At 67.9% G+C, this 26,997-nt stretch carries 20 protein-coding genes; 13 read left to right on the top strand and 7 right to left on the bottom strand.

The genetic code is table 11. The annotated features are described in order from the left end of the window. The first annotated feature begins 20 nt into the window (after window positions 1–20). Entirely contained in the window at window positions 21–854 is an 834-nt protein-coding gene (locus BLQ75_RS19895) for an aldo/keto reductase (RefSeq protein WP_092604204.1), read from the top strand. Between the two features lie 275 nt (window positions 855–1,129). Here BLQ75_RS19895 and BLQ75_RS19900 read toward each other — a convergent pair whose 3' ends face one another. From BLQ75_RS19900 to cutA, 4 genes are all read right to left on the bottom strand, one after another. Next, window positions 1,130–3,259, bottom strand: a complete 2,130-nt coding sequence (locus BLQ75_RS19900) for a S9 family peptidase (RefSeq protein ID WP_092604205.1) — start codon at window positions 3,257–3,259, stop codon at window positions 1,130–1,132. Between the two features lie 120 nt (window positions 3,260–3,379). Beyond that, window positions 3,380–4,714, bottom strand: coding sequence for a NupC/NupG family nucleoside CNT transporter (locus BLQ75_RS19905; protein ID WP_092604206.1), 1,335 nt, complete (start codon window positions 4,712–4,714; stop codon window positions 3,380–3,382). A gap of 372 nt (window positions 4,715–5,086) precedes the next feature. Next, complete coding sequence (locus tag BLQ75_RS19910) at window positions 5,087–5,404, bottom strand: hypothetical protein (RefSeq protein WP_092604207.1); 318 nt, start codon at window positions 5,402–5,404, stop codon at window positions 5,087–5,089. A gap of 225 nt (window positions 5,405–5,629) precedes the next feature. Continuing rightward, window positions 5,630–5,947, bottom strand: a complete 318-nt coding sequence (gene cutA / locus BLQ75_RS19915) for a divalent-cation tolerance protein CutA (RefSeq protein WP_092604208.1) — start codon at window positions 5,945–5,947, stop codon at window positions 5,630–5,632. Window positions 5,948–6,144: 197 nt separating this feature from the next. On the opposite strand from cutA, the gene BLQ75_RS19920 reads away from it, so the two are divergent. Next, window positions 6,145–6,357 carry a DUF2795 domain-containing protein gene (locus BLQ75_RS19920; RefSeq protein ID WP_092604262.1) on the top strand — a complete coding sequence of 71 codons (213 nt, stop codon included), beginning with the start codon at window positions 6,145–6,147 and terminating at the stop codon, window positions 6,355–6,357. Window positions 6,358–6,509: 152 nt separating this feature from the next. Further along, a complete protein-coding gene (locus tag BLQ75_RS19925) occupies window positions 6,510–6,803 on the top strand; it encodes a 4a-hydroxytetrahydrobiopterin dehydratase (protein ID WP_092604209.1) in 294 nt (97 codons plus the stop codon). 14 nt (window positions 6,804–6,817) lie between these two features. On the opposite strand, the gene BLQ75_RS19930 is transcribed toward BLQ75_RS19925, so the two are convergent. After that, window positions 6,818–8,182, bottom strand: coding sequence for a hypothetical protein (locus tag BLQ75_RS19930; protein ID WP_092604210.1), 1,365 nt, complete (start codon window positions 8,180–8,182; stop codon window positions 6,818–6,820). 504 nt (window positions 8,183–8,686) lie between these two features. Then, on the bottom strand, window positions 8,687–9,226 hold the full coding sequence (locus BLQ75_RS19935; RefSeq protein ID WP_092604211.1) for a GNAT family N-acetyltransferase: 540 nt from the start codon (window positions 9,224–9,226) through the stop codon (window positions 8,687–8,689). Between the two features lie 523 nt (window positions 9,227–9,749). Between BLQ75_RS19935 and gltB the strand changes: the two genes are divergently transcribed. The 10 genes from gltB to BLQ75_RS19985 all read left to right on the top strand — a co-directional run bounded on the left by gltB (window position 9,750) and on the right by BLQ75_RS19985 (window position 24,075). Continuing rightward, window positions 9,750–14,324 (top strand): glutamate synthase large subunit, encoded by a 4,575-nt coding sequence (gene gltB, locus BLQ75_RS19940; RefSeq protein ID WP_092604212.1) that lies wholly within the window; start codon window positions 9,750–9,752, stop codon window positions 14,322–14,324. Further along, window positions 14,317–15,768: a glutamate synthase subunit beta gene (locus tag BLQ75_RS19945; protein ID WP_092604213.1), complete on the top strand. Its 1,452-nt coding sequence runs from the start codon at window positions 14,317–14,319 to the stop codon at window positions 15,766–15,768. The genes gltB and BLQ75_RS19945 overlap by 8 nt, the downstream gene beginning before the upstream one ends. Window positions 15,769–16,310: 542 nt before the next feature. Next, window positions 16,311–17,450 carry a S1 family peptidase gene (locus BLQ75_RS19950; protein WP_092604214.1) on the top strand — a complete coding sequence of 380 codons (1,140 nt, stop codon included), beginning with the start codon at window positions 16,311–16,313 and terminating at the stop codon, window positions 17,448–17,450. 242 nt (window positions 17,451–17,692) lie between these two features. Next, window positions 17,693–18,148, top strand: coding sequence for an RrF2 family transcriptional regulator (locus BLQ75_RS19955; RefSeq protein ID WP_043573767.1), 456 nt, complete (start codon window positions 17,693–17,695; stop codon window positions 18,146–18,148). Between the two features lie 136 nt (window positions 18,149–18,284). Beyond that, window positions 18,285–19,208: a sulfite exporter TauE/SafE family protein gene (locus BLQ75_RS19960; RefSeq protein WP_092604263.1), complete on the top strand. Its 924-nt coding sequence runs from the start codon at window positions 18,285–18,287 to the stop codon at window positions 19,206–19,208. A 144-nt stretch (window positions 19,209–19,352) separates the two neighbouring features. Beyond that, window positions 19,353–19,934, top strand: a complete 582-nt coding sequence (mobA, locus tag BLQ75_RS19965) for a molybdenum cofactor guanylyltransferase (RefSeq protein ID WP_092604215.1) — start codon at window positions 19,353–19,355, stop codon at window positions 19,932–19,934. Window positions 19,935–20,180: 246 nt separating this feature from the next. Continuing rightward, window positions 20,181–21,332, top strand: a complete 1,152-nt coding sequence (locus BLQ75_RS19970) for an AAA family ATPase (RefSeq protein ID WP_092604216.1) — start codon at window positions 20,181–20,183, stop codon at window positions 21,330–21,332. A gap of 14 nt (window positions 21,333–21,346) precedes the next feature. Continuing rightward, window positions 21,347–22,285, top strand: a complete 939-nt coding sequence (locus BLQ75_RS19975; protein ID WP_092604217.1) for a DUF58 domain-containing protein — start codon at window positions 21,347–21,349, stop codon at window positions 22,283–22,285. After that, window positions 22,285–23,268 carry a VWA domain-containing protein gene (locus BLQ75_RS19980; RefSeq protein WP_092604218.1) on the top strand — a complete coding sequence of 328 codons (984 nt, stop codon included), beginning with the start codon at window positions 22,285–22,287 and terminating at the stop codon, window positions 23,266–23,268. Before BLQ75_RS19975 ends, BLQ75_RS19980 begins: the two co-directional genes overlap by 1 nt. A gap of 87 nt (window positions 23,269–23,355) precedes the next feature. Continuing rightward, window positions 23,356–24,075, top strand: a complete 720-nt coding sequence (locus tag BLQ75_RS19985; RefSeq protein WP_092604219.1) for an MgtC/SapB family protein — start codon at window positions 23,356–23,358, stop codon at window positions 24,073–24,075. Between the two features lie 35 nt (window positions 24,076–24,110). Here the strand turns inward: BLQ75_RS19985 and BLQ75_RS19990 are convergent, their stop codons facing one another. Further along, complete coding sequence (locus BLQ75_RS19990) at window positions 24,111–26,996, bottom strand: FAD-binding and (Fe-S)-binding domain-containing protein (protein WP_244515776.1); 2,886 nt, start codon at window positions 26,994–26,996, stop codon at window positions 24,111–24,113. Window position 26,997: the final 1 nt, after the last annotated feature.

Genomic DNA, 26,997 nt, shown 5'->3' on the forward strand with positions numbered 1-26,997 from the left:
GAGACGACAAGGTGCGAGTCATGCGTCGACTACCGCTGCCCGGCGGTGGGGAACTGCCCGTGCTCGGGCAGGGAACCTGGGGAATGGGAGAGCGCAACGCGCGGCGTGACGCCGAGGTCGAGGCGTTGCGTCGTGGTCTCGACGTGGGGATCGAACTGATCGACACCGCCGAGATGTACGGCGGTGGCGGTGCGGAGCGGGTCGTGGGAACCGCGCTCGAAGGACGTCGGGACGAGGCGTTCCTCGTCTCCAAGGTGTTCCCGCACAACGCCGACCGTTCCGGCACCGTGGCCGCCTGCGAACGAAGTCTGCGCCGGTTGGACACGGACAGGTTGGATCTCTACCTGCTGCACTGGCGCGGTTCTACCCCGCTGGAGGAGACGATGGAAGCGTTCGAACGTCTCCAGCGTGACGGCAAGATCCGCCACTTCGGCGTGAGCAACTTCGACGTCGCGGACATGAACGATCTCTTCGTCGCCGGAGCGGGTACCAGGGCGGTGACCGACCAGGTGCTGTACAACCTCACCCGGCGCGGTCCCGAGTTCGACCTGTTGCCCTGGTGTCGGGAGCGAGACCTGCCGGTGATGGCGTACTCGCCGATCGAGCAGGGCAGACTGCTCGATGATCCGGTGCTCGGTGCGGTCGCCGCCGAACGCGGTGTCACCCCTGCCCAGGTGGCGCTGGCCTGGGTACTGCGCCAGGACGGCGTGTGCGCCATCCCCAAGGCGGCCACGGTGGAGCACGTCGACCACAACCGAGCCGCCGTGGACCTCTCGCTCTCCGACGACGAGCTCACTCGTCTCGAAGCCCGCTTCCCGCCGCCCGACGCTCCCGAGCCGCTGGAGATACTCTGAACGGCGATCGTCCCCGGCCGCGGGGCCGGCATCACCGCACCCCGTCGAGCTGAAGGGGAGGGCGAACGGCCGGCGGGCCCACGCCTCGTGCCGCCTGTCACCGCCCGGATCGTCTCCTGACGCGAAAGTCGTACCCCGCCGGAGTCGTACCCCGCCGGGTACGTCCCCCTCGAGGGAACACGACGCGGGGGTTCCGGCGCCGGTACGGTTCGCGTGGTGCCTTCGGCGGGATACGTCGAAGGCACCACGCGGTGGACGGCCCGACGGGCGAGGGGTCAGTCGGTCGGCCCGCTGTCCCCCGGGGAACTCGCCGACAGCCCGAGAGCGCGGCGCAGGAAGTCCAGCTGCAGCAACAGCAGGTTCTCGCTCTTGCTCTCCGAGGTCGGCATGTGGGTGACGCCTGGCAGCGGCAACAGGGTGTGCGGCCTGCCAGCCGCTGTCAGCGCTTCGGACAGCCGCAGGGAGTGCGCGAACACCACGTTGTCGTCGACGGTGCCGTGCACCAGCATCAGGTCCCTGCGCAGCTCGGGTGCCATCTCGAGCAGTGAGTTCGCCGCGTACGTCTCGGGGTTTAGCTTCGGGTCACCGAGATAGCGTTCGGTGTAGTGCGTGTCGTAGAGCCGAAAGTCGCAGACCGGCGCTCCCGCCACGGCCGCGTGGAAGACGTCCGGGCGCCGCAGCACCGCCAGCGCGGCCAGGTAGCCACCGAACGACCACCCCCTGATCCCCACTCGGTCGAGGTCCAGGTCGGTGCGTTCGGCCGCGCAGGCGTGCAGCGCGTCCACCTGGTCGTGCAGCGGAACCCCGGCGAAGTCACCGGCGATCGCGCGGTCCCATTCCGGGCCGCGCCCGGCCATACCCCGGCCGTCCGTGACGAGCACGGCGAATCCCTGATCGGCGAACCACTGCGGTGTCAGGTAGCCCTGCTGCTTCCGCAGCACCCGCTGCGCCTGCGGGCCCCCGTAGGGATCCAGCAGCACCGGAAGCTTCCCGTGCTCGGGACGGTGTCCGTGTGGCAGCAGCAACGCGCTGCACAACTCGCGCGCGCCGAGCCGTAGCAGCTCCACACGTGGCGTGATCGTGCTCGACTCGGCCAGCGAGGCGATCTCTCCTATCGGGGTGTCCTCGCGCAGCACGCGCACCGTGGTGTGCAGCTGCCGCAACCCGCTCGAGGACAGGACCGTCACCGGGCCGCCACGCCTGGCACCGTGTACCCCTGCCTCGTCGGACAGTCTCCGCACCCCGGCTTCGGTCACACGGTAGACGTGGGACTGGGTGGGGTCCCATTCCGAGGCGGTCACCAGGATGTCGTGGGGGCCGACGTCCAGCACCGCACGGACCTGCAGTTCAGGGCCCGTCCAGTCAGCTCCGTCGACCAGCAGCCGGTAGGCGCCGTCCAGCGCGGCGATCCGAACCAGGCGTCCGTCGGGGGTCCAGGCGGGCCAGCCGGTTTTGATCTCGATCCAGTGCGGGTCAGTGTCGCGGTGCAGTTCCGTCGTGTCACCGGTCTCGGGATCCACCGCCAGCACCAGCTGGCTGCGCTGGTCGCGGCTCTGCACCGCCAGCAGTGGCCTGCCGTGTGGCGACCAGTGAACCTCCACCAGGTACGGATGACTCCCGCGGTCCCAGCGCACCGGAAGCCGTTCGCCGAACCCCGCGTCGTCCACCCGCAGCAGTTCCAGCGTGACGTCGGCGTTGGCCTCGCCGGCCGCCGGGTACGCCATCGTCCTCGGTGCTCGTGCGGGATGGGTGGGATCGGCCAGGCTCCACCGCGCCACTTCGGACTCGTCCACCCGGGCGGCCAGGACCGTCGAACCGTCGGGGGACCACCAGTAGCCGCGGGCACGGTTCATCTCCTCGGCCGCGACGAACTCCGCGATGCCCCACTGGACCCGTTCGTGCTCGGGCTCGGCCAGTGCTCTGTCACCGGAGCCGTCGAAACCGATCACGCGCAGTTCGCCCCGCGAGGTGTAGGCCACGCGGGCGCCCGAGCCGTCCGGACGCGGGTCGGCGGCCGGATACTGTGCCGGCAACCTGCGGACCAGCCCGGTTTCCGGTTCGCTGACGAACAACTCACCCGAGAGTGTGAAAACCACCCGTCGGGCGTTGTCGTCCACCGCATAGGCGGTGATCCCGGAGGCGCGCTCCCGGACGCGTTCCCGTCGTGCCAGCTCCGCTTCCGAGACGACATCGGTGTCTTCGAGCTGTGCGGGATCGGCCAGGAGGCGTTCCGTCGCTTCGGTGGTGTCGAACAACCAGAGTGCGTTGCTCCGATCGGTACCGCTGGACGACCGCAGGAACAGCACCCGTTGCCCGTCCGGTGCGACGGTGAAACTGCGAGGGGCGCCCAGTGTGAATCCTTGGGTCCGGGCGCTGTGGCGAGGGAACGTATCGGCTGCGGTCATGACCGCAGCCTGTCAAAAGGCTCCGGGGTAGTGACCGGGTGGTCCGGTCGACCGTGCCGGGCATCCGCCGGTGGGCGGTCACCGTGACGCGAGTTACACGTACGGTGACCGCCGCTTCGCTCAACCGATGACCATCCCCGCGATGGTGGCGCTCATCAAATTGGCCAGTGTTCCCGCCAGCACGGCTCTGAGCCCGAGCTTGGCTATCAGCGGCCTGCGGCTCGGTACCAGACCGCCCAGTCCGCCCAACAGGATCGCCAACGAGCTGAAGTTGGCGAACCCGGTCAGGGCGAACGTAATGATCACGGTGGTGCGCTCGGTGAAGGCGCCCGCCTCGGCCTGGGGGCCGAAGTCGGCGAAGGCGACGAACTCGTTGAGGACCAGCTTCTGCCCCAGGAAGGTGCCGGCCTCGATCGCCTCGTTGAACGGGATGCCGACCGCGACCATGACGGGAGAGAAAACGTAGCCGAGGATCTGCTGGAAGGTGAGGTCCTCCAGGCCGAACAGCCCGCCGACGCCACCGATGATCAGATTGAGCAGCGCGATCAGCGAGATGAACGCGAACAGCATCGCTCCCACGTTGAGGGCGAGCTTGAGCCCGTCGGAGGCCCCCACGGCGGCGGCGTCGATGACGTTGCGGGGTTTTTCGGTCTCCTGCTCGTGTTCGGTGGCCGAGCTCGCGGCTCCGCCTCCGGTTTCGGCTTCCTCCGCCGGTCCGGCGGCAGGCTCCTCCGGAGGCTTGGCCGCGCCCGTGGTGCTGGCGACGACGGCCTCGTCACTGCGGGGTTGCTCGGTCTCGGGCACGATGATCTTGGCCATCAGCAGTCCGGCGGGTGCGGCCATGAAGCTGGCGGCGATCAGGTACTCCAGGTCGGCCCCCAGCAATGAGTAACCGACGAGCACGGTGCCTGCCACTGTGGACAGCCCGCCCGCCATCACCGCGAAGAACTCGGAGCGGGTCATCCCGGCCAGGTAAGGCCGGATCACCAGTGGAGCCTCGGTCTGTCCCACGAAGATGTTGGCCGTGGCGTTGAGTGACTCGGCCTTGGTGGTGCCCAGTATCTTCTGCAGTCCGCCGCCGATGATGCGGACCACCCACTGCAGGATGTTCCAATGGTAGAGCACCGCGCTCAGCGAAGCGATGAACACGATGATCGGCAGTACCTGGAAGGCGAACAGCGTGGTCCCCTCGTCCATCAGGTCCAGCAGCGGCCCCACCATGAAGTCGATGCCCTCGTTGGCCGAGTCGATCACCTTGCCCACGCCGTCGGCGACCCCTTCCAGGGCCCGCTTCCCGGTTTCCCAGCGCAGCACGAGAAACCCGAAGACCACTTGGAGAGCCAGGGCCCCCAGAACCGTGCGAGGCCTTATCGAGCGCGGGCTGGTCGACAGGGCGACCGCGATCAGCAGCAGTATGATCATGCCGCCGATACCCCATAGCACGTGCACGAGCATCGTCCTTTCACGCTGTTCCGATCGCGCGGCGGGGTCTCGCCCGAGGCGAACCGGAACTGTCGACGCCACGGATGGTTTGGTCGCCGAATATTGGCATGCGGCGGGTTGGCACGACATCTCGGGAGCGGCTTCGTTTCTCTTCGGAAACAAATTTTTCCGTATCGCGGAAAAGATTCGTTCGTGTTCGGCACAGTACCGGATCACGTGCCGTCGCCGGGGGTCCTGCCGTTCGTCGATGTGACGACTGCGCTCAGGCATGGTGGTGGGCCGGCGACGGGCCGGGGGAGCGATCAGAGCGAGGGGCGTCACCCGGCCGGAGAAACCTCTCAGATGAGTGAGAGGCTGCCTCGCGCGGAGTGATGGAAGGCTGGGTCAGCGGCGCTGCTCGATCGCGGCCGCCAGTTTGCGAATGAATACGAACATCAGCGGAAACGCCCCCAGGATCGCCCAGCGTGCGTCATCGAGCCACAGCCACAGCAGCAGGCCGATCAGCAGGGCGAACAGCCCCGCTCGCGCCGCCCAGTCGGCCCCGGCGTGTCGTAACCGGGCCCACACCAGAGCGATGGCCGCGATCAGTATCCCGGCGAGCAGCCAGTCCCAGTGCAGCGTGAACATCGCCACGAGCAGGCCCAATGCTGGTCCTGCCGCCGCGATGTAGATGTCGTTGCGGGTGATGGCGGGTTTTTTCATCCGGCTGGGTCCTTGCCTCGCCGCGGGCGCGACGCGTGTTGCTGCCAGTCCGACCGTGTTCCCGCGAGCACGTGCCGTGGGGAACCGGCATCGAGGTTGGAAGTGTTCGCCGGGGAGTCTACGACGGCTGCGGAGCGGTGATCGTCGGGCGGACCCCCGCTGGGACGGGAATGTCGGCAGGGAGGGGCCGCCGCGTGCCGATCGCGGGGACAGGCTCGACTCCGTTCAGGGAGTGGTTTCCTCCTTTACCCAGGAGAGGTACTGGTCGTTGCCGGTCACGATGGGGACGGCGATGATCTCGGGAACGTCGTAGTTGTGCCGCTCCTCGAGGTGTTCACGCAGTTCCGTCACCCGGTCCCGGGATGTTTTGATCTGAAGCTGCCACTCCTGCTCGTCCTCGACGCCTCCCTCCCACCGGAAGAAGCTGCGGATGGGCACGACCTGTACGCACGCACCGAGCCGGGCGTCGACGACACCGCGGGCCAGTTCTCCCGCGGCGTGTTCGGAATCTGTGGTGGTGACAACCTGCACGTATTCGGTCATGTCGTCAGGCTAGCGACCGCGTTGCCGAAATGATCCCACCCACCGAGGCGCTCGGCACGAACGCGGAGCGCTCCGTGTGCGAACAGGTGTCGAACCCTGCTCACCGGGGTAACCCGTTCGGCGGGAAACGTCGTGTGCTGCCGGGCGGCGTTGTGAGACTGTCGTTTCCGCAGCGCGTACTGAGGAAGGATCGAGTGATGACCGATGCCGACGAACGTCGGGTGAGCAAGGCGCTGCAGGGACTGGAGTTCCCCGCGGACAAGGCGGATCTGATCCGCTACGCAGAGGACGGGGAGGCCGATCCCCGTACATTGCGCGCGCTGCGGGCGCTGCCGGAGGGCGCATACCAGGACAGCGGCGAGGTCGAGCGCTGTGTTCCACAACGCCCGGAGCAGGCACCGGGGCGCTGAGTCCGCCGCGCGGTTCGACACGCCGACGCGAAGTCCGTTTCCGCGTCGGCGCGCCGGGCAGGGTGATCATCGGGGTGCCGGTTCCTCTGGTACAACTCCCGAGCCGGCACCACGTCCGGTGACCGTCGACGAGCAGCGTTGAGGAGAGCTCGATGCCCGAACTGTTGTCGCAGGACACGATCGAGAACAGGCTCGCGGAGCTGGAAGACTGGCATTACCGGGACTCGGCCGTGCACAAGACTTGGAAGCTCAAGGGCTTCCTCACCGCGATGAGCTTCGCCAACGCGATCGCCCATCTCGCCAACGAGGCCGACCACCACCCCGATCTGTCCGTGCACGACTACAACCGACTCACCGTGCGGATCACCACTCACTCGGCGGGCGGGGTCACCGAGAACGATCTGTCGATGGCCGAGCGGATAGAACGGCTGCGTCACGGTGGTTGAGTCGCGGGCGTGCCTTACCAACGTGTGATGATCAGGTGGTTGATCAGCAGTGCCAGTGCCGCCTGCGCGGCCAGCCACCAGCGGTGCTGTCCGCGTGGCAGCACCGCGCACGGCACCGCGAGCCACATGGTGAACGGTAGCCAGATCCGCTCCACTTCGGCCTTGCTCATGCCCGAGAGATCGGCGGCCGCTATCGCCAGCAGTGCGGCGACAGTGAGCAGGCGCGCTCCGAGGGCCAGACGTCGAGGGGCCATCGCGAGTCGCCGCAGCCCGGCGAGGACAGCCGGGCCGGCGACGAGCACCACGCAGGCCAGATTCGCCCACACGAAGTAGCTGTAAGGCCGGGTGGCGGCTATTCCCTGGTAGTAGCGGATACGGACGAGCTCGTAGCCTTCCAGCCACCAGAAACCGTGCACGGTGAACAGCACCACGACCACCGCGGCCCCGGCGATCGCGAACAGGGTCGGACGCAGCCTGCGTGTCAGGGCCAGCACCACCAGCGCGAAGACCCCGGCCAGTACCAGCCCGTACGACAGGTACAGGGTGAAGCCGAGCAGTATACCGCCGGCCAGCGCCGCCAGGTCACCACGCCGGTCTCCCCGGCTCGTTCCCACGGCAAGCAGTGCGATCCCGCACGCCGTGACCCCCGCGAACATCGCGTCGGCGCTGACCCCCATCCACACCATGCCGGGCAGTAGTACACCGAAGGGCAGCACAGCCCGGGCGATGTGCTCCTCACCGAGGGCACGCAAGGTGGTCGCGATCGCTAGCACGGTCGTGGAGCCGACCAGCATGCAGAACACGGATGCCGCGATGCCCCCACCGAGTCCGATGCGGTCCAGCCACACGAACACCATGAGCACGCCCGGTGGATGACCGGATACGTGCACCGCCCACGAGCCCGGCTCCAGCAGGATGCGCTCGGTGAAGTGCCGCAGCATCGACGCGACGGTCTCCACCCGGTCTATCTCGGCGAGGTAGTTCTTCGGATTGGACAGCTTGGTGACCACACCGAAGCTCCAGCCCTCGATCATGGTCAGGCTGAACATCCAACCCAACGTGACCGGATAGGTCACCGCCAGCAGCGGTCCCCAGCGCATGCGCGAGGCCACGGTCGGCCCGGCGATGACCACCAGCAACGCGAGCACGATCGCGGGTACCGTCCCGGGGCCGGTGTGCGGGGCCCAACTGGCGAACAACGGCGGCAGATCCAGGTAGATGTTGACCCCGCGAGCCAGCAGCCGTTCGCCCACCACCCAGGCACGCCAGACCAACAGCGCCCCGGCCAGGAACACGAGCAGATCGCTGAGCGGCGAGAGCAGTGCAGGCCAGCTCCTGCGCTCGTGCTCCGCCGACGGTGACTGTTTCAACTCGGTCATCACTCTCGAAAGGTAGACGGCCCTGGATCTTAGACACCAAACGGAGCCCCTTCGGTACCGCTCGTGTCCGTGGGTTGTGGACAACTGTCCCCGGTGGTTCGGAGCAGGGCGGGTACGGGACGGGTCGGTCGGAGAACCTCTCCCGCGGCCGACGGCCGTCGTCGTGTTCGGCTCGCGGCTCGCGGCGGACCGGTGACCGCCTCCGCTGCCCGCCGTTGCGCTCGTCGTCGTGAAACGCGGAAGGCCTCCGATACCGCAGTGCTTCGTTCGTGCGGCTTCGTGGGAAGAAACCGGAACCGCTCGACGGGTTCGGTTCGGAGCTTCGTGAGGTCGCTGCCGACGCTGATTCGTGTCCGGGCGAGTCCGGGTAACGGCACCGAGCCGCTCCAAGGAAATGGCGGATTGGTCGATGGAGCGGTCGCCGGGTGGATCCCGGTACAACGCGAGTCCGCTCCATCCACCGAGGGAGACAAACAGTGTGAGCGAGTTCGGGGAGAGCCGGATTCAGGGGAGGGTGGGCACGTACCGGTACCGGACCTCCTCCACCCGAACGCCGCTGTCTCCGAGCGTGTCCACCCGGGTGGTTCCGAGGCACGCCCAACCACTGCGCTCGTAGAACCGGCGGGCGTGATCGTTCGCGGTCAGCACCCAGAGCGTGATGCTCGCGTAGCCCTCGTGGCTCAGGACGCGCAGCGCCCGCTCGTGGAGTCGAGATCCCCATCCGCGTCGCCAGTGCCGCGGGTGCAGGTACAGCGACTGCAGTTCCCCGGTGTCCTGTCCCGCGTCACGGTCCCGGCTCGGACCGGTAACCGCGAATCCGACCACGTGCTCGCGCTCTTCCGCGACCAGGACCGTGACTTCGTCCGGCAGCGTCCGCAACCGTTCCTGCCAGGCTCGTCGCCGGTCGGTCACGGACAGCCGTGTCAGGAACTCCGCGGGGAGTACTTCGGCGTAGGCGGCTCGCCAGGAGGCCACGTGGATCTCCCCGATGGCGTGAGCGTCGTGGTGCCGCGCCGGGCGGACGTTCGTTGTGACAGGCCGCACCCTCCCGAGTGTTCCACGGTCGAGCGGTGGCGCCCCGAGTCCCGGCTGTACTGATCGTTCCGCGGGCGATGAGCCCTCTTCTGTCGGCGCTGTCGGTGGAGGAGTCAGTAATCCACGTATTCGTGGTTTTGTAACTACTGCTATTTCAGTGTTTACTGAAATAAAATCGATCAAATGGACGTAGCAAGTTATCCTGAGAACAACACAGCATCGAGAAGGCGGGTAATCCCCGTGGTGGCTCTTCCGAGGTCGGCTCGGCGCGACGGCGACCCTGTCGTGCGGTGCTCGAAGTGCGTGCGCCACTACGTTTCGCGTTCACGCTGTCCCAGACTCCGGGAACAGGACGTGCGGGTGTAACACGTGTTACTTACTCGTAGTCGAACAACCCGGAAATCTGTATAGTTCCGCAAACTGACCAAGAGTGCAACGGCGCATCCTTCTTGTCAGCTCCGGAGAGGTTTCTACGATCTCGCCCCCACTGTCCGCGTGGCTGAGATCGTTGCCTGACGACGGGAGGATCCGAATGCCGGTTTCCCAGAATGCGAGAGGTCGGACGCAACGGGGCGCCGACGTCGAGGGTCTCTACGACCCTGCCAACGATCACGACGCGTGCGGTGTGGCGCTCGTCGCCGACATGGCCGGCCGCAAGGATCACGCGATTGTGCGGAACGCGCTGACCGCGCTGCGCAACATGGAACACCGGGGCGCGAAAGGCGCCGATCCGGACACCGGTGACGGAGTGGGAATCCTGACCCAGGTGCCGGACGCGTTCTTGCGCGAGGTGGTTCCGTTCGAACTTCCCGCCGCCGGCGGTTACGCGGTGGGTAACGCCTTTCTTCCGGACGAGGAAGCGGACTGCGAGCGAGCGGTGTCCGCGATCGAGCGGATCGCGGCGGAGGAAGGGCTCGACGTGCTCGGTTGGCGGACGCTGCCGGTCGATCCCGGCTGCGCCGGTTCGCTGGCCAGGGAAGTGATGCCGCGTTTCCGTCAGCTGTTCGTCGCGGATTCGAAGGGCACCTCCTCCGACGACGGGCAGGACCCGGTCATGCGGCTGGAGCGCCGCGCGTTCTGCCTGCGCAAACGTGCCGAGCACGATGCCGACGTGTACTTTCCGAGTCTGTCGGCCCGCACCCTCGTCTACAAGGGGATGCTGACCGAGACGCAGCTCGACGCGTTCTTCATCGATCTCACCGACGATCGGTTCAGCAGCGCCATCGGGCTGGTGCACTCCCGGTTCTCCACCAACACCTTCCCCTCGTGGCCGCTGGCGCACCCGTACCGCTACATCGCGCACAACGGTGAGATCAACACCATGCGCGGTAACCGCAACTGGATGCGCACCCGCGAGAGCATGCTCGACACGGACCTGATCCCAGGGGACCTCTCGCGGCTGTACCCGATCGCGACTCCCGACGCCAGCGACTCGGCCACCTTCGACGAGGTTCTGGAACTGCTGCACCTGGGTGGGCGTTCGCTGCCGCACGCCGTGCTGATGATGATTCCGGAGGCCTGGGAGAACCACACCGAGATGGATCCCAGACGCCGTGCCTTCTACGAGTTCCACAACAACCTCATGGAGCCCTGGGACGGGCCCGCCCTGGTGACTTTCACCGATGGCACGCGGGTCGGCGCCGTGCTCGACCGCAACGGACTGCGGCCGGGAAGGTACTGGGTTACGCACGACAACATGCTCGTGCTCGCCAGCGAAACCGGCGTGCTCGACATCGACCCCCAGCGGGTGGCCCGCAAGGGCAGGTTGCAGCCCGGGCGGATGTTCCTGCTCGACACCGAGCAGGGCCGCGTCGTCGACGACGACGAGATCAAGGGTGAACTCGCCGAGCAGCACCCGTACCGGCAGTGGCTGGACGACGGGATGGTCCACCTCGAGGACCTGCCCGCGCGTTCCCGCGAGGTGCCGACGCACTCCTCCCTCGTGCAGCGCCAGCAGCTGTTCGGCTATACCGAGGAGGAAGTCGACACGCTGCTCAAACCCATGGCCTCCGGAGGGGCCGAGCCGGTCGGCTCCATGGGCAACGACGTTCCGCTCGCACCGCTGTCCGAGCGCCCGCGACAGCTGTTCGACTACTTCACGCAGCTGTTCGCCCAGGTGACGAATCCGGCGCTGGACGCCATCCGCGAGGAACTGGTCACCTCGCTGAGCACCCACGTCGGGCCCGAGCACAATCTGCTGGACACCGATCCGGCTGCCTGTCACCAATTGGTGCTGCCGTTCCCGGTGCTGGACAACGACGAGCTCGCGAAGCTGATCCACATCAACGACGACGGGGACCGGCCCGAACTGCGCTCGGTGACCATCCACATGGTCTACCGCGCGGCAGGAGGAGGACAGGCGCTCCGCCAGCGGCTGGACGAGATCTGCCGTGAGGTTTCCGAGGCGGTCGCCGACGGGGCGCGCATCATCGTGCTGTCCGACCGTGGTGCCGACACCGAGTACGCGGCGATCCCCTCGCTGCTGCTGACCGGGGCGGTACACCACCACCTCATCCGGGAGAAGAGCCGTACCCACGTCGGACTGGTCGTCGAGGCCGGTGACGTCCGCGAGGTCCACCACGTGGCCCTGCTGGTCGGTTACGGTGCCGCCGCGGTCAACCCCTACCTGGCCATGGCCAGTGTCGAGGACCTGGTGGCACGCGGTGAGATATCCGGCGTGGACGCCAAGCAGGCCACCAAGAACCTGATCAAGGCCCTCGGCAAGGGGCTGCGCAAGACCATGTCCAAGATCGGTGTCTCCACGGTCGCCTCCTACACCGGTGCCCAGATCTTCGAGGCCATCGGTCTCGGCGAGGAGATCGTCGACCGTTGCTTCACCGGCACCACCTCCCGTCTCGGGGGCATCGACTTCGACACCCTCGCCACGGAGATCGGCCAGCGTCACCGCCGCACCTTCCCGGTCGACGGGCTCAAGGCTCACCACCGCGAGCTCGCGGTGGGTGGTGAGTACCAGTGGCGCCGTGAGGGGGATCCGCACCTGTTCAACCCCCACACGGTGTTCAAGCTGCAGCACTCCACCCGCAGTGGGCAGTACGACATCTTCAAGGAGTACACCAACCACGTCGACGAGCAGTCGGAGCGGCTCATGACGCTGCGTGGCCTGCTCAAGTTCCGCGAGGGCGAGCGTGAGCCGGTCGACATCGACGAGGTGGAGCCGGTCTCCGAGATCGTCAAGCGGTTCGCCACCGGTGGTATCTCCTACGGCTCGATCTCCAAGGAGATGCACGAGGTCCTCGCGGTGGCGATGAACCGGCTCGGCGCCAAGTCCAACACCGGTGAGGGCGGTGAGGACGCCGACCGGTTCACCGTGGACTCCAACGGTGACTGGCGACGTTCGGCCATCAAGCAGGCCGCGAGCGGCCGTTTCGGTGTCACCAGCGAATACCTGGTCAACTCCGACGACATCCAGATCAAGATCGCTCAGGGGGCCAAGCCCGGTGAGGGCGGGCAGTTGCCCGGCCACAAGGTCTACCCCTGGATCGCCGACACTCGTCACTCCACGCCGGGGGTCGGGTTGATCTCCCCGCCGCCGCACCACGACATCTACTCCATCGAGGACATCGCCCAGCTCATCTACGACCTGAAGAACGCGAACCCTCGGGCCCGGGTGCACGTCAAGCTCGTCTCGGAGGTCGGCGTCGGCACGGTCGCCGCGGGCGTGAGCAAGGCCCACGCCGACGTGGTGCTCATCTCCGGTCACGACGGCGGGACCGGTGCCTCGCCGCTGTCCTCGATCAAGCACGCCGGGGCGCCGTGGGAGCTCGGATTGGCCGAGACTCAGCAGACGCTGCTGGCCAACGGGCTGCGCGATCGCATCGTGGTGCAGACCGACGGACAGCTCAAGACCGGCCGTGACGTGGTCATCGCCGCGCTGCTCGGGGCCGAGGAGTTCGGTTTCGCCACCGCTCCGCTGGTGGTCTCCGGCTGCGTCATGATGCGGGTGTGCCACCTGGACACCTGTCCGGTCGGAGTGGCGACCCAGAACCCGGAGCTGCGTGCCAAGTTCGACGGCAGGGCCGACTACATCGTCAACTTCTTCGAGTTCATCGCCCAGGAAGTGCGTGAGCACCTGGCGGCGCTTGGCTTCCGCTCCATCGAGGAGGCGGTGGGGCACACCGAGATGCTCGACACCGATCCGGCGACCCGGCACTGGAAGACCGAGGGCATCGATCTCTCTCCGATCCTGCACGTGCCCGAGGTCGCCGAGGGCGCGGCCCGGCACTGCACCGGCAAGCAGGAACACGGTCTGGAGAAGGCGCTCGACAACACCCTGATCCAGCTCAGTGAGGGCGCGCTGTCCGACGGCACTCCGCTGAGCCTGGAGATGCCGGTGCGCAACGTCAACCGGTCGGTGGGCACCATGCTCGGTTCCGAACTCACCCGCCGATGGGGTGGTGCCGGGCTGGCCGACGACACCATCCACGTCACCTTCACCGGCTCGGCGGGTCAGTCCTTCGGGGCCTTCCTGCCTCGCGGCATCACCCTGCGGTTGACCGGTGACTCCAACGACTACGTCGGCAAGGGGCTCTCGGGCGGCCGGATCGTGCTGCGCCCGCAGGACGACGCCGCCTTCGTCGCCGAGAACAACGTGATCGCGGGTAACGTGCTGCTCTACGGCGCCACCGGTGGTGAGTTGTTCGTCCGCGGTGTGGTCGGGGAGCGTTTTGGTGTGCGCAACTCCGGTGCACTGGCCGTCGTGGAAGGTGTGGGCGACCACGGGTGCGAGTACATGACCGGCGGCAGGATCGCCGTGCTCGGCGGTACCGGGCGGAACTTCGCGGCCGGCATGTCCGGCGGTATCGCCTACGTGCTCGATCCGCGTCCCGACCGGATCAACCACGAGATGGTGGATCTGGATCCGCTGGACTCCGATGATCGCCGCGAGCTCCACGCGCTGATCGAGAAGCACCAGCACGAAACCGGATCGACCGTGGCCCGCGATCTGCTGGCCGACTGGGACGCCGCCGTGGCTCGGTTCGGCAAGGTGATGCCGAAGGACTTCAAGCGCGTTCTCAATGCCAAGGCCGATGCCGAACGCGACGGCCGCGACGTCAACGAGGCGATCATGGAGGCCGCTCATGGCTGACCCGAAGGGCTTTCTGACCACGCCGCGCGAGACGCCGCGGCGCCGGCCGGTCGACATCCGGCTCAAGGACTGGCGCGAGGTCTACGAGGAGTTCTCCCACCAGAAGCTGCAGCAGCAGGCCGGTCGCTGCATGGACTGCGGTATCCCGTTCTGCCACCAGGGATGTCCCCTGGGAAACCTCATTCCGGAGTGGAACGACCTGGTTTGGCGGGAGGACTGGCGCGGCGCCATCGAGCGGCTGCACGCCACCAACAACTTCCCCGAGTTCACCGGGACGTTGTGCCCGGCACCCTGCGAGGCCGCCTGTGTGCTGGGGATCAACTCGGACGCGGTGAGCATCAAGCAGGTCGAGATCGAGATCATCGACCGTGCCTGGGAAGAGGGCTGGGTGCGTCCGGAGACCCCCGCCGCCGCGACCGGCCGCACGGTGGCCGTGGTCGGTTCCGGTCCCGCCGGGCTCGCGGCCGCGCAACAGCTCACCCGTGCCGGGCACCGGGTGATCGTCTACGAGCGTGCCGACCGGATCGGTGGGTTGCTGCGTTACGGCATCCCCGAGTTCAAGATGGAGAAGTTCCGCCTCGACCGCAGGCTCGAACAGATGCGGGCCGAGGGGACCGAGTTCCGCACCGGCGTCAACGTCGGGGTGGATCTCACCGTGGAGCAGCTGCGTTCCGAGCACGACGCCGTGGTGCTGGCGGGTGGGTCCACCGTTTCCCGCGACCTGCCGATCACCGGCAGGGAGCTCGGGGGCATCCACCAGGCGATGGAGTACCTGCCGCCGGCCAACCGCGTGCAGCAGGGCGACCTGTCGCACTCGCCCATCAGCGCCGAGGGCAAGAACGTGGTCATCATCGGTGGTGGGGACACGGGCGCGGACTGCTTGGGAACCGCCCACCGGCAGGGTGCGGCCTCCGTCACCCAGCTGGAGATCATGCCGACCCCGCCGAACGAGCGGCCGGACAACCAGCCCTGGCCCACTTATCCGATGCTCTACCGGGTCTCCTCGGCGCACGAGGAGGGCGGCAACCGCATGTTCTCCGTCAACACGCAGGAGTTCCTCGGTGACGAGAACGGGAATCTGCGTGCGCTGCGGCTGGTCGAGGTCCGCAGGGAGAACGGCGGGTTCGTCCCGGTCGAGGGGACCGAACGGGAGTTGCCGTGCGAGCTGGTGCTGTTGGCGATGGGATTCGTGGGCCCGGAACGAGCCGGCATGATCGACGAACTCGGCGTGGAGCTCGACGCGCGCGGCAACGTCGCGCGGGACCGTTCCTTCATGACCAGTGTGGACGGTGTGTTCAGCGCTGGTGACATGGGACGTGGCCAGTCCCTGATCGTCTGGGCCATCTCGGAGGGCCGTTCCGTCGCGGCCGGTGTCGACCAGTACCTGATGGGGCGTGACGCGCTTCCCGCGCCCATCGGTCCCAACGACCGTCCGCTGACCTGATGCTCCGGTGACGAGACGTCGTGGGTGGGGTGCCTTCGCCGCTGGCGAGGTGCCCCACCCACGTTCGTCCGGTGCCGTGCTCGCGGCGGGACCTCGGTTCCCGTGCCCTCACCCGTTCATACCAACACCGCGAGAATTGATCATACTTTTTCTTTCCCATTTTACGCGTTCGGTTCCGAGCTCGTGAAAGAGTTGCGGGATGTTCGGACACATAACGTGATCCGGCCGCTCGGATCGGTGGCGACCCCCGGTGTTTCCCGGAGTCGGTCCCGGAATCGCTGCTCACGAGGTTGTTCGCCGGAAAGGAAAAGCGTAAAGCCTAAGATGCATGGAATGCGATGTCAATGCGCTGACCGGTTCGGTGCCGACACTTCACCCGCATTCTGCGGTTTTCGGTCTCCGCTCTGCACGGATCGTGTTCTGATTTCGTGTGCTCCGATTGCGAATCGCTGCTGCAAACGCAGTATTGTCGCGGGATCCTCTTCCCAGGAAACTTCCCTGCCACCGAAGACAAACCGTTTTCGCGCACAGGGAGATCACAGATGCAGCGGAAAATGCCCGGCCGAATCGCGGCGAGCGCGATTCTCGCCGCGGGGACGCTGACCGCCATGACCGCACCGGCCACAGCGGACACCACGAGCGTTTCCCAGGAACAGAGCCCGCAGTACGCGAGCACGATGATGCAGGCCATGCAGCGCGATCTCGGTCTGAGCCGCGCACAGGCCGAACAGCGGCTCGACGCCGAAGCGGCGGCGCGCCAGGCCGCCGACGGGATGGCCGACAAGCTCGGCGAGAGTTTCGGCGGATTCCACTACGACGCCGGACTCGGAAAACTGGTCGTGGGTGTTACCGACCGCGCCGAATTCGGCAGCGTGCGGGCCAAGGGCGCCGTTCCTCGTCTGGTCGACGACAGCAGAGCGCAACTGCGCGAGGCCAGCACCACGCTGAATCAGCACTCCCAGCGGGCACCGGAATCGGTCACCGGTTGGTACGTCGACACCACGAGCAATTCCGTGGTGCTGACCACGCGGAAGGGTACGGCCGGCAGCGCGGCGGAATTCGTCCGTTCCACCGGTGTCGACAGTGACGCGGTACGCGTGGTCGAGTCCGCCGAGCGGCCCCGCACCTACGCCGACGTGATCGGCGGACAGCGTTACGTCATCAACAACTCCACGGTCTGCTCGGTCGGATTCGCCGTCTCCGGTGGGTTCGTCTCGGCGGGGCACTGCGGAGACTACGGCGACAGCACCAGCAGCCCCAGCGGGACCTTCGCCGGATCGTCGTTCCCCGGCAACGACTACTCCTACGTGCGGACCGGCTCCGACGACACGCTGCGTCCCTGGGTCGACCAGTACAACGGCTCCGCCAGGACCGTGAGCGGTTCCCAGGAAGCCGCGGTCGGCTCCTCGGTGTGCCGCTCCGGTCAGACCACGGGCTGGCACTGTGGCACCATCCAGGCCAAGAACCAGACGGTCAGCTACCCCAGCGGCACCGTCTACGGCATGACCCGCACCGATGTCTGCGCCGAGCCCGGTGACTCCGGAGGATCGTTCATCTCCGGCAACCAGGCCCAGGGAATGACCTCCGGCGGCTCGGGTGACTGCACCTGGGGCGGAACCACGTACTTCCAGCCCGTCAACGAGGCCCTCAACGCCTACGGCGTGAGCCTGGTGACCAGCTGAGCCACCGGTCGAACCGCCGGGGCGCCGTCACGCGCCCCGGCCTCCACCACGGTTTTCGGGGCCGCCCGCGCGAGCGGGCGGCCCCGAAAACCGCTCCGGGACGGTGCGGGAAGCGCTTCGGCGCACGCCGCCGCTCCCGATCGGGCGTTCTCCCCGGCGTGGGCCCGGACCGGGCCCGCCGAGGTGGTGCCTTTCGAAGGGCTGGGGCTTCGTCGGGCCCGGATGTGATGAACAATCGAGCCATGCGGATTTCGGCCAAGGTGGACTACGCGCTGCGCGCGCTGGTTGAGATAGCCCGTGCACAGGCCGGGCCGGTCAGTGCCGAGGACGTCGCTGCCGCTCAGGACATTCCACGCAACTTCCTGCAGGCCGTGCTCAGCGACCTGCGGCGTGCCGGTTTCGTCGCCAGCAGGCGCGGCCAAGCAGGAGGGTGGGTGCTGGCCCGCGATCCCGGCACGATCTCCATAGCGGATGTGATCCGGGCCACCGATGGCCCACTGGTCAGCATCCACGGCTCCCGAGCCGAGGACGTGCGCTACGACCCTTCGGTGGCGGTGCTGCAGTGGGTCTGGATCGCCGTGCGCAGCAGCCTGCGCGAAGTGCTCGAGAATGTCACCATAGCCCAACTCGTCTCCGGCGAGCTTCCATCGGACGTTGTGGCGCGCACCAGTGAAACAGGGGTGTGGGAGTCGCGCTGAACGTGCTCGCGGGGCACTGTCCCGAACGCTGGGAGCGTGTTGACCGGCCCGTTGGAAAGTGTACCGTTTTTATCAACTTAGTTGGAAAAGCCGCTCGTGGCTTCCGATCACGGGCGGGAACGGTCTGGAGGCATTGGTGCCCACTCTGTTGCTCGTGGCGATAGCCGGATTCCTCGCTCAGTTGGTCGACGGCTCGCTGGGGATGGGATTCGGCGTGACAGCCACAACCGGCCTGCTGGCCGTGGGCACCGCGCCTGTGATGGCTTCGGCGTCGGTGCACCTGGCCAAGATCGGGACAGCGGTCGTTTCCGGCGCGGCGCACTGGCGGATGCGCAACGTCGATTGGCGCATGGTCGGCTGGTTGGCGCTGCCCGGCGGCCTCGGAGGCTTCCTGGGGGCTTCCGCGCTCTCTTCGATAGCGGCGGGAGCCGCCCGTGGCTGGATGGCACTGTTGTTGGTCGTGCTGGGAAGCTACGTGGTGCTGCGGTTCTCAGCGTGGTCGACACCGGTGCGTGGCAGCGGCCTCACGCCGGCTGGGCGACGCTGGTTGATTCCGCTCGGCGGCGTCGGCGGTTTCGTCGACTCGGTGGGCGGCGGCGGTTGGGGGCCGGTCACCACCTCGACACTGCTCAGCACGGGCCGGATCCTGCCCCGGCGCACCGTCGGCACCGTCAACACCAGTGAGCTGATCGTCTCACTGGGAGCCACATGTGGGTTCTTGCTGCACAACGGTGGTTCGGCTTGGAAGTGGCCGGTGACCCTCGGCTTGCTCGTGGGTGGGGTAGTGGCCGCGCCGCTCGCGGCGTGGCTCGTTCGCATCCTGCCGGTCCGCGTGCTGGGGGTGGGCGCCGGTGGGCTCATCGTGTTCAGCAATTCGCGGTTGCTGCTCGATTCGATCGGTGTGCCTTCCTTGCCGGGGATGTTGCTCACCGCCCTGCTGGGGGCGGCCTGGCTGGTCGGGTTGACCTGGGCGATTCGGGCGGAGATCCGGCAGCGCCGCTCGGCCAGGTCGGGAGCGTCCGAGGTCGGGGACCCGGACTACGCCTACGAGGTGAGGTGACTTCCGGCGCGGACTTCCCGACGATCGGCGAATGCAGTGACCCCGCGAGCGGGAAGTGACGCGGGTCGATGCCACGTAGCGACACGGCGGTTCGGGAACGTTTCCCGAACGGAAGTGGCGAACCAGGGCACGTAGGCTGCCCGTATGGCCTCGACGAGTGGATTCGCCGGGATCGTGCTGGCGGGCGGCGCGGGCAGCAGGCTGGGGGGACGGGACAAGCCGGCGATCCGTCTCGCTGGCCGCTCCCTGCTGGATCGCACCCTGGAGGCGGCTTCGGAGGCAGAATCGCTCGTGGTGGTCGGGCCGCGACGACCGACCACTCGTCCGGTCCGCTGGACCCGGGAACAACCTGAGGGGAGCGGTCCCGTGGCCGCCCTGTCCGCCGGTCTGGCCGCCCTGCCGTCCGTCGCCTCGTTGGTCGCCGTGCTGGCCGCGGATCATCCCTGGTTGAGCCGTGACACGCTACGTCGGCTGCTGGAAGCCTGCCGGGCTGTTCCGGACAGCGGGGGAGCGATGCTGGTCGATCCGGGTGACAGGCCGCAGTGGTTGGTCGGGGTGTGGTGGGTGGAGCCGTTGCGTGGGGCCGTGCCGGCCCGGCCACAAAACGTCGCGCTGCGCGATGTACTGAATCGACTCCGTCCGCTGCGGGTGCCCGCCGCCCCCGGAGAGGCGAGTGACGTGGACACCCCGCAGGACCTGCGCCGGGCGCTGCGTGAGATGCGCTGAGCTCATCGAGGGAGAAATCGGGAGTCGCCCCGTGGTCGTTCGCTGTGTTTGTTATTACTGTGATTTCAGTGTTGAACGAAATTAAACTTCACAACACACATACGTCCAACGAGATGAAATAGGCAGAACAAAACGCCCCGACGCGTGATCAGTACGGTCACGTGCCAATATCGGCAACAACAACGATCACCCTGTGGTGGTATCCGCGCCTCACGGGGTGCCGAGCACTCAGTTGGAGGTTTCCCAGTGACCGATCCGGGGCAGGGCGGTAACGGCGATGGCGCGGGGGCGGCCGGGACGGCCCACCCGGCGGATCACACCAGCACGCCCGCCAGGGACGCGCAGCTGCTCGAACGGACCGTCTTCGAGGTCAAACGCGTGATCGTCGGCCAGGACCGACTCGTGGAGCGCATTCTGGTGGGTCTGCTGGCGGGCGGGCACATCCTGCTGGAGGGAATCCCGGGCGTCGCCAAGACACTGGCCGTGGAGACCTTTTCCACGGTGGTCGGCGGGAGCTTCTCGCGGTTGCAGTTCACACCGGACCTCGTGCCCGCCGACCTGCTGGGAACCAGGATCTATCGACAGGGCAGCGAACGGTTCGACGTCGAACTCGGCCCCGTCATGGCCAATTTCGTGCTGGCCGACGAGGTCAACCGGGCCCCCGCCAAGATCCAGTCGGCCCTGCTGGAGGTCATGGCCGAGCAGCACGTCTCCCTGGGCGGGCACAGCTATCCCACGCCCAAACCCTTCCAGGTGCTGGCCACGCAGAACCCCATCGAGAACGAGGGTGTGTACCCGCTGCCGGAGGCGCAGCGGGACCGCTTCCTGTTCAAACTCCTGGTGGAGTACCCCACGGCGGAGGAGGAACGCGAGATCGTCTACCGGATGGGGGTCACCCCACCCGAACCGCAGACCGTGCTCGATCCGGCGGAGCTGATCCGGTTGCAGCAGGTGGCCTCCAACGTGTTCGTGCACCACGCTCTGGTCGACTACGTGGTCCGGCTGGTGCTGGCCACCCGTGGGCCGAACGAACACGGCCTGTCGGACATCGCCGCCTGGGTCTCCTACGGTGCCTCGCCGCGCGCGACCCTCGGCGTCGTAGGGGCGGCCCGCGCGCTCGCGCTGCTGCGTGGCCGTGACTACGTGCTCCCCCAGGACGTCGTCGACGTGGTTCCGGACGTGTTCCGGCACCGCATCGTGCTGTCCTACGACGCGGTGGCCGACGGAGTCCCCGTGGACCACATCGTCAACCGGGTGCTGCAGACCGTTCCGCTGCCCCAGGTGTCCGCACGACCCCAGGGACCCGCGCCGCAGAACGGGGCTCCGAACCCCGCCGGTCCCGCGGTGACGGGAGCGGCGTACGGGCAGCAACCGTCCCCCGGCATCGCCAACCAGTGAGGAGCCGATTCACCGTGTCGACTGGCGGTGACCGCCCCGAATGGGCGCCGCCCGCGTTGCACACCGGACGTGTGCGGGAAGCGCTGCGTTCCCTGGAACTGACGGTGCGCGGCAGGCTGGACGGCCTGCTGCAGGGCAATCACCTGGGGCTCGTCCCCGGTCCGGGCACGGAACCGGGAGAAGCCAGGGCCTACCAGCCCGGTGACGACGTGCGCAGGATGGACTGGGCGGTGACCGCGCGCACCACCGAGCCGCACATCCGCGAGACGGTCGCCGATCGCGAGCTGGAAACCTGGGCGGCCGTGGACCTGTCCGCCAGCCTGGATTTCGGAACCGCGGGATGCACCAAGCGTGAGCTCGCGATAGCGGGACTCGCCGCGGTGGGACACCTGACGGCGGGGGGCGGCAACCGGCTCGGTGCCGTGGTTTCCAACGGCCAGGAACTCACTCGTGTCCCCGCCAGAGGTGGGGCCGACTACGCGAGAGCGTTGCTCAGGCGGGTCGCCGAAGTGCCGCACCCGGAGGAGGGAGTATCGGGCGATCTGGCCTCACTGGTGGAGGCGCTGCGCAGACCGCCACGCAGGCGGGGACTGGCCGTGGTGGTCTCCGACTTCCTGGGGCGGATCGAGTGGCAGCGGGCGATGCGCGGGCTGTCGGCGCGACACTCGCTGCTGGCGATCGAGGTCGTCGATCCGCGCGACCTCGAACTTCCGAGTGTGGGAACCGTCCAGCTGAGTGATCCCGAGACCGGCAAACAACGCGAGGTGACCACCACACCATTGTTACGACGTGAGTTCGCCGCCGCCGCGGCAGCACACCGGGAACGTGTCGCCGCGGAGCTGAGGCGGGTCGGAGCGGCCCATCTGGTGCTGCGGACCGATTCGGACTGGATCGCCGACATTGTCCGGTTCGTCGTCGCCCGCAAACGCGGCTGGTCCGGGGGAGTAGTGTGATGCCCAGTCTGAGCGGATTCACCAGCCCGGCGTGGTTCCTGCTGCTGATTCTGGTGGGCGTTCTCGTCGCCGGATACCTGTGGGCTCAGCGCAGACGTAGGCGTAGCACGATGCGCTTCAGCAATCTCGCGCTGCTGGACCGCGTCGCCCCCAGCCGTCAGGGATGGCGCAAGCATGTGCCGATGGCGCTGCTCGGGGTGGCGTTGGTCCTGTTGACCGTCGGTCTGGCCGGTCCCACCTCGGAGCAGCGTGTTCCCCGCAACCGCGCCACCGTGCTGCTGACGATGGACGTCTCGCTGTCGATGAAGGCCCAGGACGTCGACCCCAGCCGGTTGCGCGCCGCCAAGCAGGCGGCCAAGGAGTTCGCGGACAAGCTCACCCCGGGGATCAACCTCGGGTTGGTCTCCTTCGCCGGTACCGCCACCGTGATGGTCATGCCCACCACGGACCGGCCCAGCGTCAAGCAGGCCATCGACAGCCTCCAGCTGTCCGAGGCCACCGCCACGGGGGAGGGGATCAAGGCTTCGCTGTCGGCCATCGACTCCTTCGGGAGGATGATCGGCGGAGGGCAGGGGCCGCCACCGGCCAGGATCGTGCTGATGGCCGACGGTGGGCAGACCATCCCGCGTGAGCTGGACGCGCCGCGCGGCGCCTACACCCAGGCCAAGGCCGCCAAGCAGGCCGGGGTTCCCATCTCCACCATCTCGTTCGGCACCGAGCACGGCAGCATCCGGATCCAGGGTCAGCGCCAGCCGGTTGAGGTCGACGATCAGGCCATGCGGCACATCGCCGATCTCGCCGGTGGTGAGTTCTACAAGGCGGCCAGCGCGGAGCAGCTGCGGTCGGTCTACGACACCCTGCAGGAGCAGATCGGTTACGAGGTCAAGCGGACCGACGCGAGCAAACCGTGGTTCGTGCTGGGGACGTTGGCCGCGATCGTGGCGGCGGGCGCTGCGTTGCTGGTGGGGCAGCGGTTGCCCTGAGCGGTGGGTGATCTCCGGTGGGAGGACCCTCCGGCACGCCGTCGCGCGTTCCCGCCGAACTCGGCGGAGTGGCGGTAACTTCGGTGGATGACCTCGTCGATCACGGGCCTCGGTGAGCTGCCACTGCTCGTCGAGCTGGGGGCGGCCCTGTTGCTGTCCAGCCTGATCGGCCTGGAGCGGGAGGTTCGCGCCAAAAGCGCGGGCCTGCGCACGCACGCGCTGGTCGGGGTCGGTGCGGCGCTGTTCGTGCTGGTGTCCAAATACGGTTTCCTCGACACCCTGACCTGGCCCAACGTGCAGCTCGGACCGTCCAGGGTGGCGGCGCAGATCGTCTCCGGAATCGGCTTCATCGGTGGCGGGCTCATCTTCGTTCGTCGTGACGCCGTTCGGGGGCTGACCACGGCCGCCACGGTGTGGGTGGTGGCGGCGGTGGGGATGGCCTGCGGTGGTGGGTTGTTGTTGCTGGCGGCGGCGACCACGCTGGCGCACTTCATCGTGGTGGTCGGTTACCAGCGGCTGGTGGCGGTGCTGCGCAGGGCGATGCGAGAGCCTCGGATTGTGCGCATCGGTTATCTGGACGGGCACGGGGTGCTGCGCAACGTGCTGACGCTGTGCACCAGTCGGGGGTGGGCGGTGCTGGACCTGCAGGTCGAGCGGGAGGACAGTGACGACAACCGGCAGCGTACCGCGGTGGTGGCGCTGCGGCTGCGGGGGAAGCACGACGTCTCCGCGCTGGTCGACGAGCTGGCCGTACTGCCGGGGGTGTTGCACGCTTCGGCGGGTGACGCGGGGGAGAACGGGTTCTAGTTTCCGTGCTGTTCCACGGGGGCGTCGGCGTGTCCCTATGTGGTTACCCCCAGCGTGCGTGCGAGCAGGCTCGCCAGGTGGAGGGGTTCGCTGTTGGTGGCGTGCCGGAGTTGGGTCCGGCAGCTGAACCCGTCGGCGAGCACCGTCGTGTGCTCTCCAGCCGCGCGTACTTGCGGCAGCAGGCTGTCTTCGGCACAGGCCATCGACACTTCGTAGTGGCCGCGCTCGAAGCCGAAGTTGCCCGCCAGTCCGCAGCACCCGGAGTCCAGTATTCGTGTGCGCAGTCCGGTGGCTTCCACCGCGGCGCGGTCCGGCTCGAAGCCGGACTCGGCGTATTGGTGGCAGTGAATCTGGACCAGTGCCTGCCCGCTCGTGCCGGTACTGTCCCGCCGCCACAGGTCCCGTCGCGGCGCGACCTGTTCGGCGAACGTGGTGACCGCAGCGGCCATGGCGCTCACGTCCTCGTCGTCGGGACACAGTTCGAGCGCGTCGTTGCGCAGGAAGGCGGTGCAGCTGGGTTCGAGTCCCACCAGCGGTATGCCCGCGCCGGTCCGGGGACGCAGCCGACGCGCGGTGCGGCGGACCATCTCTCGGGCGATGCCGAGTTGCCCGGTGGAGTGCCAGGTCAGTCCGCAGCACACGGGTCCGGGGGGCAGCTCGACCCGGTGTCCCAGTCGGCGTAGTACCGCGATCGCGTCCAGGCCGAGGTCCGGTTCGAGGTAGTTGGTGAACGTGTCCGGCAGCAGCACCACCGTTTCGCCGTCGGCGCCGGGTTCGCCGCGTTCGCGGTACCGTTCGCGCAGGGTTCGGTGGGCCAGTGGAGGTAGTTCCCGTTCGGGGGTTATGCCGCCGAGCCGTTTGAGTAGCGGGGCGAGTCCGCCCCGGGTGATCCGGTTGGCCAGGCCCGGTGTCCGGCTGGCGAGGTGAAGCCACAGTGGCAGGAAGCCCATCGAGTAGTGGCTGGCCGGGCGTGGCCGGTGGTGGTAGTGCCGGTGCAGGAACTCGGCTTTGTAGGAGGCCATGTCCACGCCCACCGGGCAGTCGGTTTTGCAGCCCTTGCAGGACAGGCACAGGTCCAGCGCTTCGCGCACCTGAGGGGAGCGCCAGCCGCCTCGTACGGTCTGGCCCGCCAGCATCTCGAACAGCAGGTGGGCTCGGCCGCGTGTGGAGTGCTTCTCGTCGTGGGTGGCCCGGTAGCTCGGGCACATGACTCCACCCGAGGTGTTGAGGCACTTGCCCATTCCGACGCATCTTCGGGTGGCGGGAGCGAGGTCGCCGTCGTCGGGCCGCAGCGCCAGGGTGGTTCTGCTGGGGATGCGGGGTGGTGCCACCAGCAGTCGCAGATCACCGTCGACCGGTCTCGGTCGGGTCAGCACGCCGGGGTTGTGCAGCCCTTCGGGGTCGAACGCGGTTTTGAAGCGTTCGAAGGCGGTCAGTATCGGCTGCGGGTACATTTGGGACAGTAGTTCCGAGCGGGCCCGGCCGTCGCCGTGTTCCCCGGACAGGGAGCCGCCGTGTGCCACGGTCAGCTCGGCGGCCGATTCCAGGAACCTGCGGTAGTCGGCCGCGCCTGCGCGTGACATCAGGTCGAAGTCGATGCGCACGTGCACGCATCCGTCCCCGTAGTGGCCGTAGCTGGCTCCGTGGTAGCCGAAGTGTCGCAGCAGTTCGTCGAACTCGCGCAGGTACGCGCCGAGGTTGCGGGGTGGGACGGCGGCGTCCTCCCAGCCGGACCAGCGTTCCGAGCCATCGGCCATCCGGGTGGCGTAGCCGGAGCCCTCCTCCCGGATCTTCCACAACGCGGCCATGTGTCGCGGGTCGGTGTGTATCGCGGTGGTGGCGCGGGTGCCGAGGGAGTTCGCGATCGTTTCCGCGGCCTGTCGGGCCGTGTCCTGGTCGGTGCCGCCGGTTTCGACCAGCAGCCAGCTTTTCGCCTCGGGCAGTAGGGACAGCGCGGGCGAGTCGGGGTTGCGGTTCCTGACGACGTCGACCAGTTCGCCGCTGACGCCCTCGATGGCGAGGGTGTCCTGTTCGAGCAGGTGGGTGACTTCGTCGGCGGCGGCGTAGGTGGTGTCGAAGCCCAGTACCACCATCGCGCGGGCGGTGGGGAGCTCGACGAGTTCCACTGTGGCGGACAGGATCGTCGCGCAGGTTCCCTCCGAACCGACCAGGGCCCGTGCGAGGTGGAACCCGTTCTCGGGCAGCAGTTGCTGCAGGTTGTAGCCGGATACGCGTCTGGGCAGCTCGGGTGTGTTCTCGCGCAGGTTCGTGCCGAATTCCTCGGCCAGTGCGCGCAGCTGGTGGTACAGCCTGCCGGTGCGGTCGCCCCGCGCGCACAGGGTGTCCAGTGTGTCCGGTGGTGTGGGGCCGAGTGTCAGGCGGGTGCCGTCGGCGAGCAGCACGTCCAGCTCGTGGACGTTGTCCGCCGTTTTCCCCCAGGCCACCGAGTGGGTGCCGCAGGAGTTGTTGCCGATCATGCCGCCGAGGGTGCAGCGGCTGTGGGTGGAGGGGTCGGGGCCGAAGGTCAGTCCGTACGGCTGCGCGGCCGCGCGCAGCGTGTCCAGCACCACCCCGGGTTGTACCCGGGCGAGCCGTCGATCGGGGTCGAGGTGTTCGATCCGGTTCATGTGCCGGGAGAAGTCCAGTACCAGGCCGGGGCCCATGGCGTTGCCCGCGATGCTGGTGCCCGCTCCCCGCGAGGTGACCGAGAGTCCGTGTTCCCGTGCCACGGCGAGGGTGGCCGCCACGTCGGAGGCGTGGCGGGGAAACACCACACCGACGGGCACCTGCCGGTAGTTGGAGGCGTCGGTGGCGTACAGGGCGCGGGTGCCCGGGTCGAAGCGGGCCTGCCCCGAGAGCGCGGAACGCAGTGGGGCCGCGAACTCCGGGAGGTGCGCGGCGGTGGGGACCGTTCTGCTCAAC

It is taken from the genome of Actinopolyspora xinjiangensis (assembly GCF_900104475.1).
In the GTDB taxonomy this organism is placed as follows: Bacteria; Actinomycetota; Actinomycetes; order Mycobacteriales; family Pseudonocardiaceae; genus Actinopolyspora; species Actinopolyspora xinjiangensis.

Excerpts from the sequence above, each read along its gene's own strand:
- BLQ75_RS19895 (WP_092604204.1), top strand. The coding sequence starts at position 21 with ATGCGTCGACTACCGCTGCCCGGCGGTGGGGAACTGCCCGTGCTCGGG.
- BLQ75_RS19900 (WP_092604205.1), bottom strand. The coding sequence starts at position 3,259 with ATGACCGCAGCCGATACGTTCCCTCGCCACAGCGCCCGGACCCAAGGA.
- BLQ75_RS19905 (WP_092604206.1), bottom strand. The coding sequence starts at position 4,714 with ATGCTCGTGCACGTGCTATGGGGTATCGGCGGCATGATCATACTGCTG.
- BLQ75_RS19910 (WP_092604207.1), bottom strand. The coding sequence starts at position 5,404 with ATGAAAAAACCCGCCATCACCCGCAACGACATCTACATCGCGGCGGCA.
- cutA (WP_092604208.1), bottom strand. The coding sequence starts at position 5,947 with ATGACCGAATACGTGCAGGTTGTCACCACCACAGATTCCGAACACGCC.
- BLQ75_RS19920 (WP_092604262.1), top strand. The coding sequence starts at position 6,145 with ATGACCGATGCCGACGAACGTCGGGTGAGCAAGGCGCTGCAGGGACTG.
- BLQ75_RS19925 (WP_092604209.1), top strand. The coding sequence starts at position 6,510 with ATGCCCGAACTGTTGTCGCAGGACACGATCGAGAACAGGCTCGCGGAG.
- BLQ75_RS19930 (WP_092604210.1), bottom strand. The coding sequence starts at position 8,182 with ATGACCGAGTTGAAACAGTCACCGTCGGCGGAGCACGAGCGCAGGAGC.
- gltB (WP_092604212.1), top strand. The coding sequence starts at position 9,750 with ATGCCGGTTTCCCAGAATGCGAGAGGTCGGACGCAACGGGGCGCCGAC.
- BLQ75_RS19945 (WP_092604213.1), top strand. The coding sequence starts at position 14,317 with ATGGCTGACCCGAAGGGCTTTCTGACCACGCCGCGCGAGACGCCGCGG.
- BLQ75_RS19950 (WP_092604214.1), top strand. The coding sequence starts at position 16,311 with ATGCAGCGGAAAATGCCCGGCCGAATCGCGGCGAGCGCGATTCTCGCC.
- BLQ75_RS19955 (WP_043573767.1), top strand. The coding sequence starts at position 17,693 with ATGCGGATTTCGGCCAAGGTGGACTACGCGCTGCGCGCGCTGGTTGAG.
- mobA (WP_092604215.1), top strand. The coding sequence starts at position 19,353 with ATGGCCTCGACGAGTGGATTCGCCGGGATCGTGCTGGCGGGCGGCGCG.
- BLQ75_RS19980 (WP_092604218.1), top strand. The coding sequence starts at position 22,285 with ATGCCCAGTCTGAGCGGATTCACCAGCCCGGCGTGGTTCCTGCTGCTG.
- BLQ75_RS19985 (WP_092604219.1), top strand. The coding sequence starts at position 23,356 with ATGACCTCGTCGATCACGGGCCTCGGTGAGCTGCCACTGCTCGTCGAG.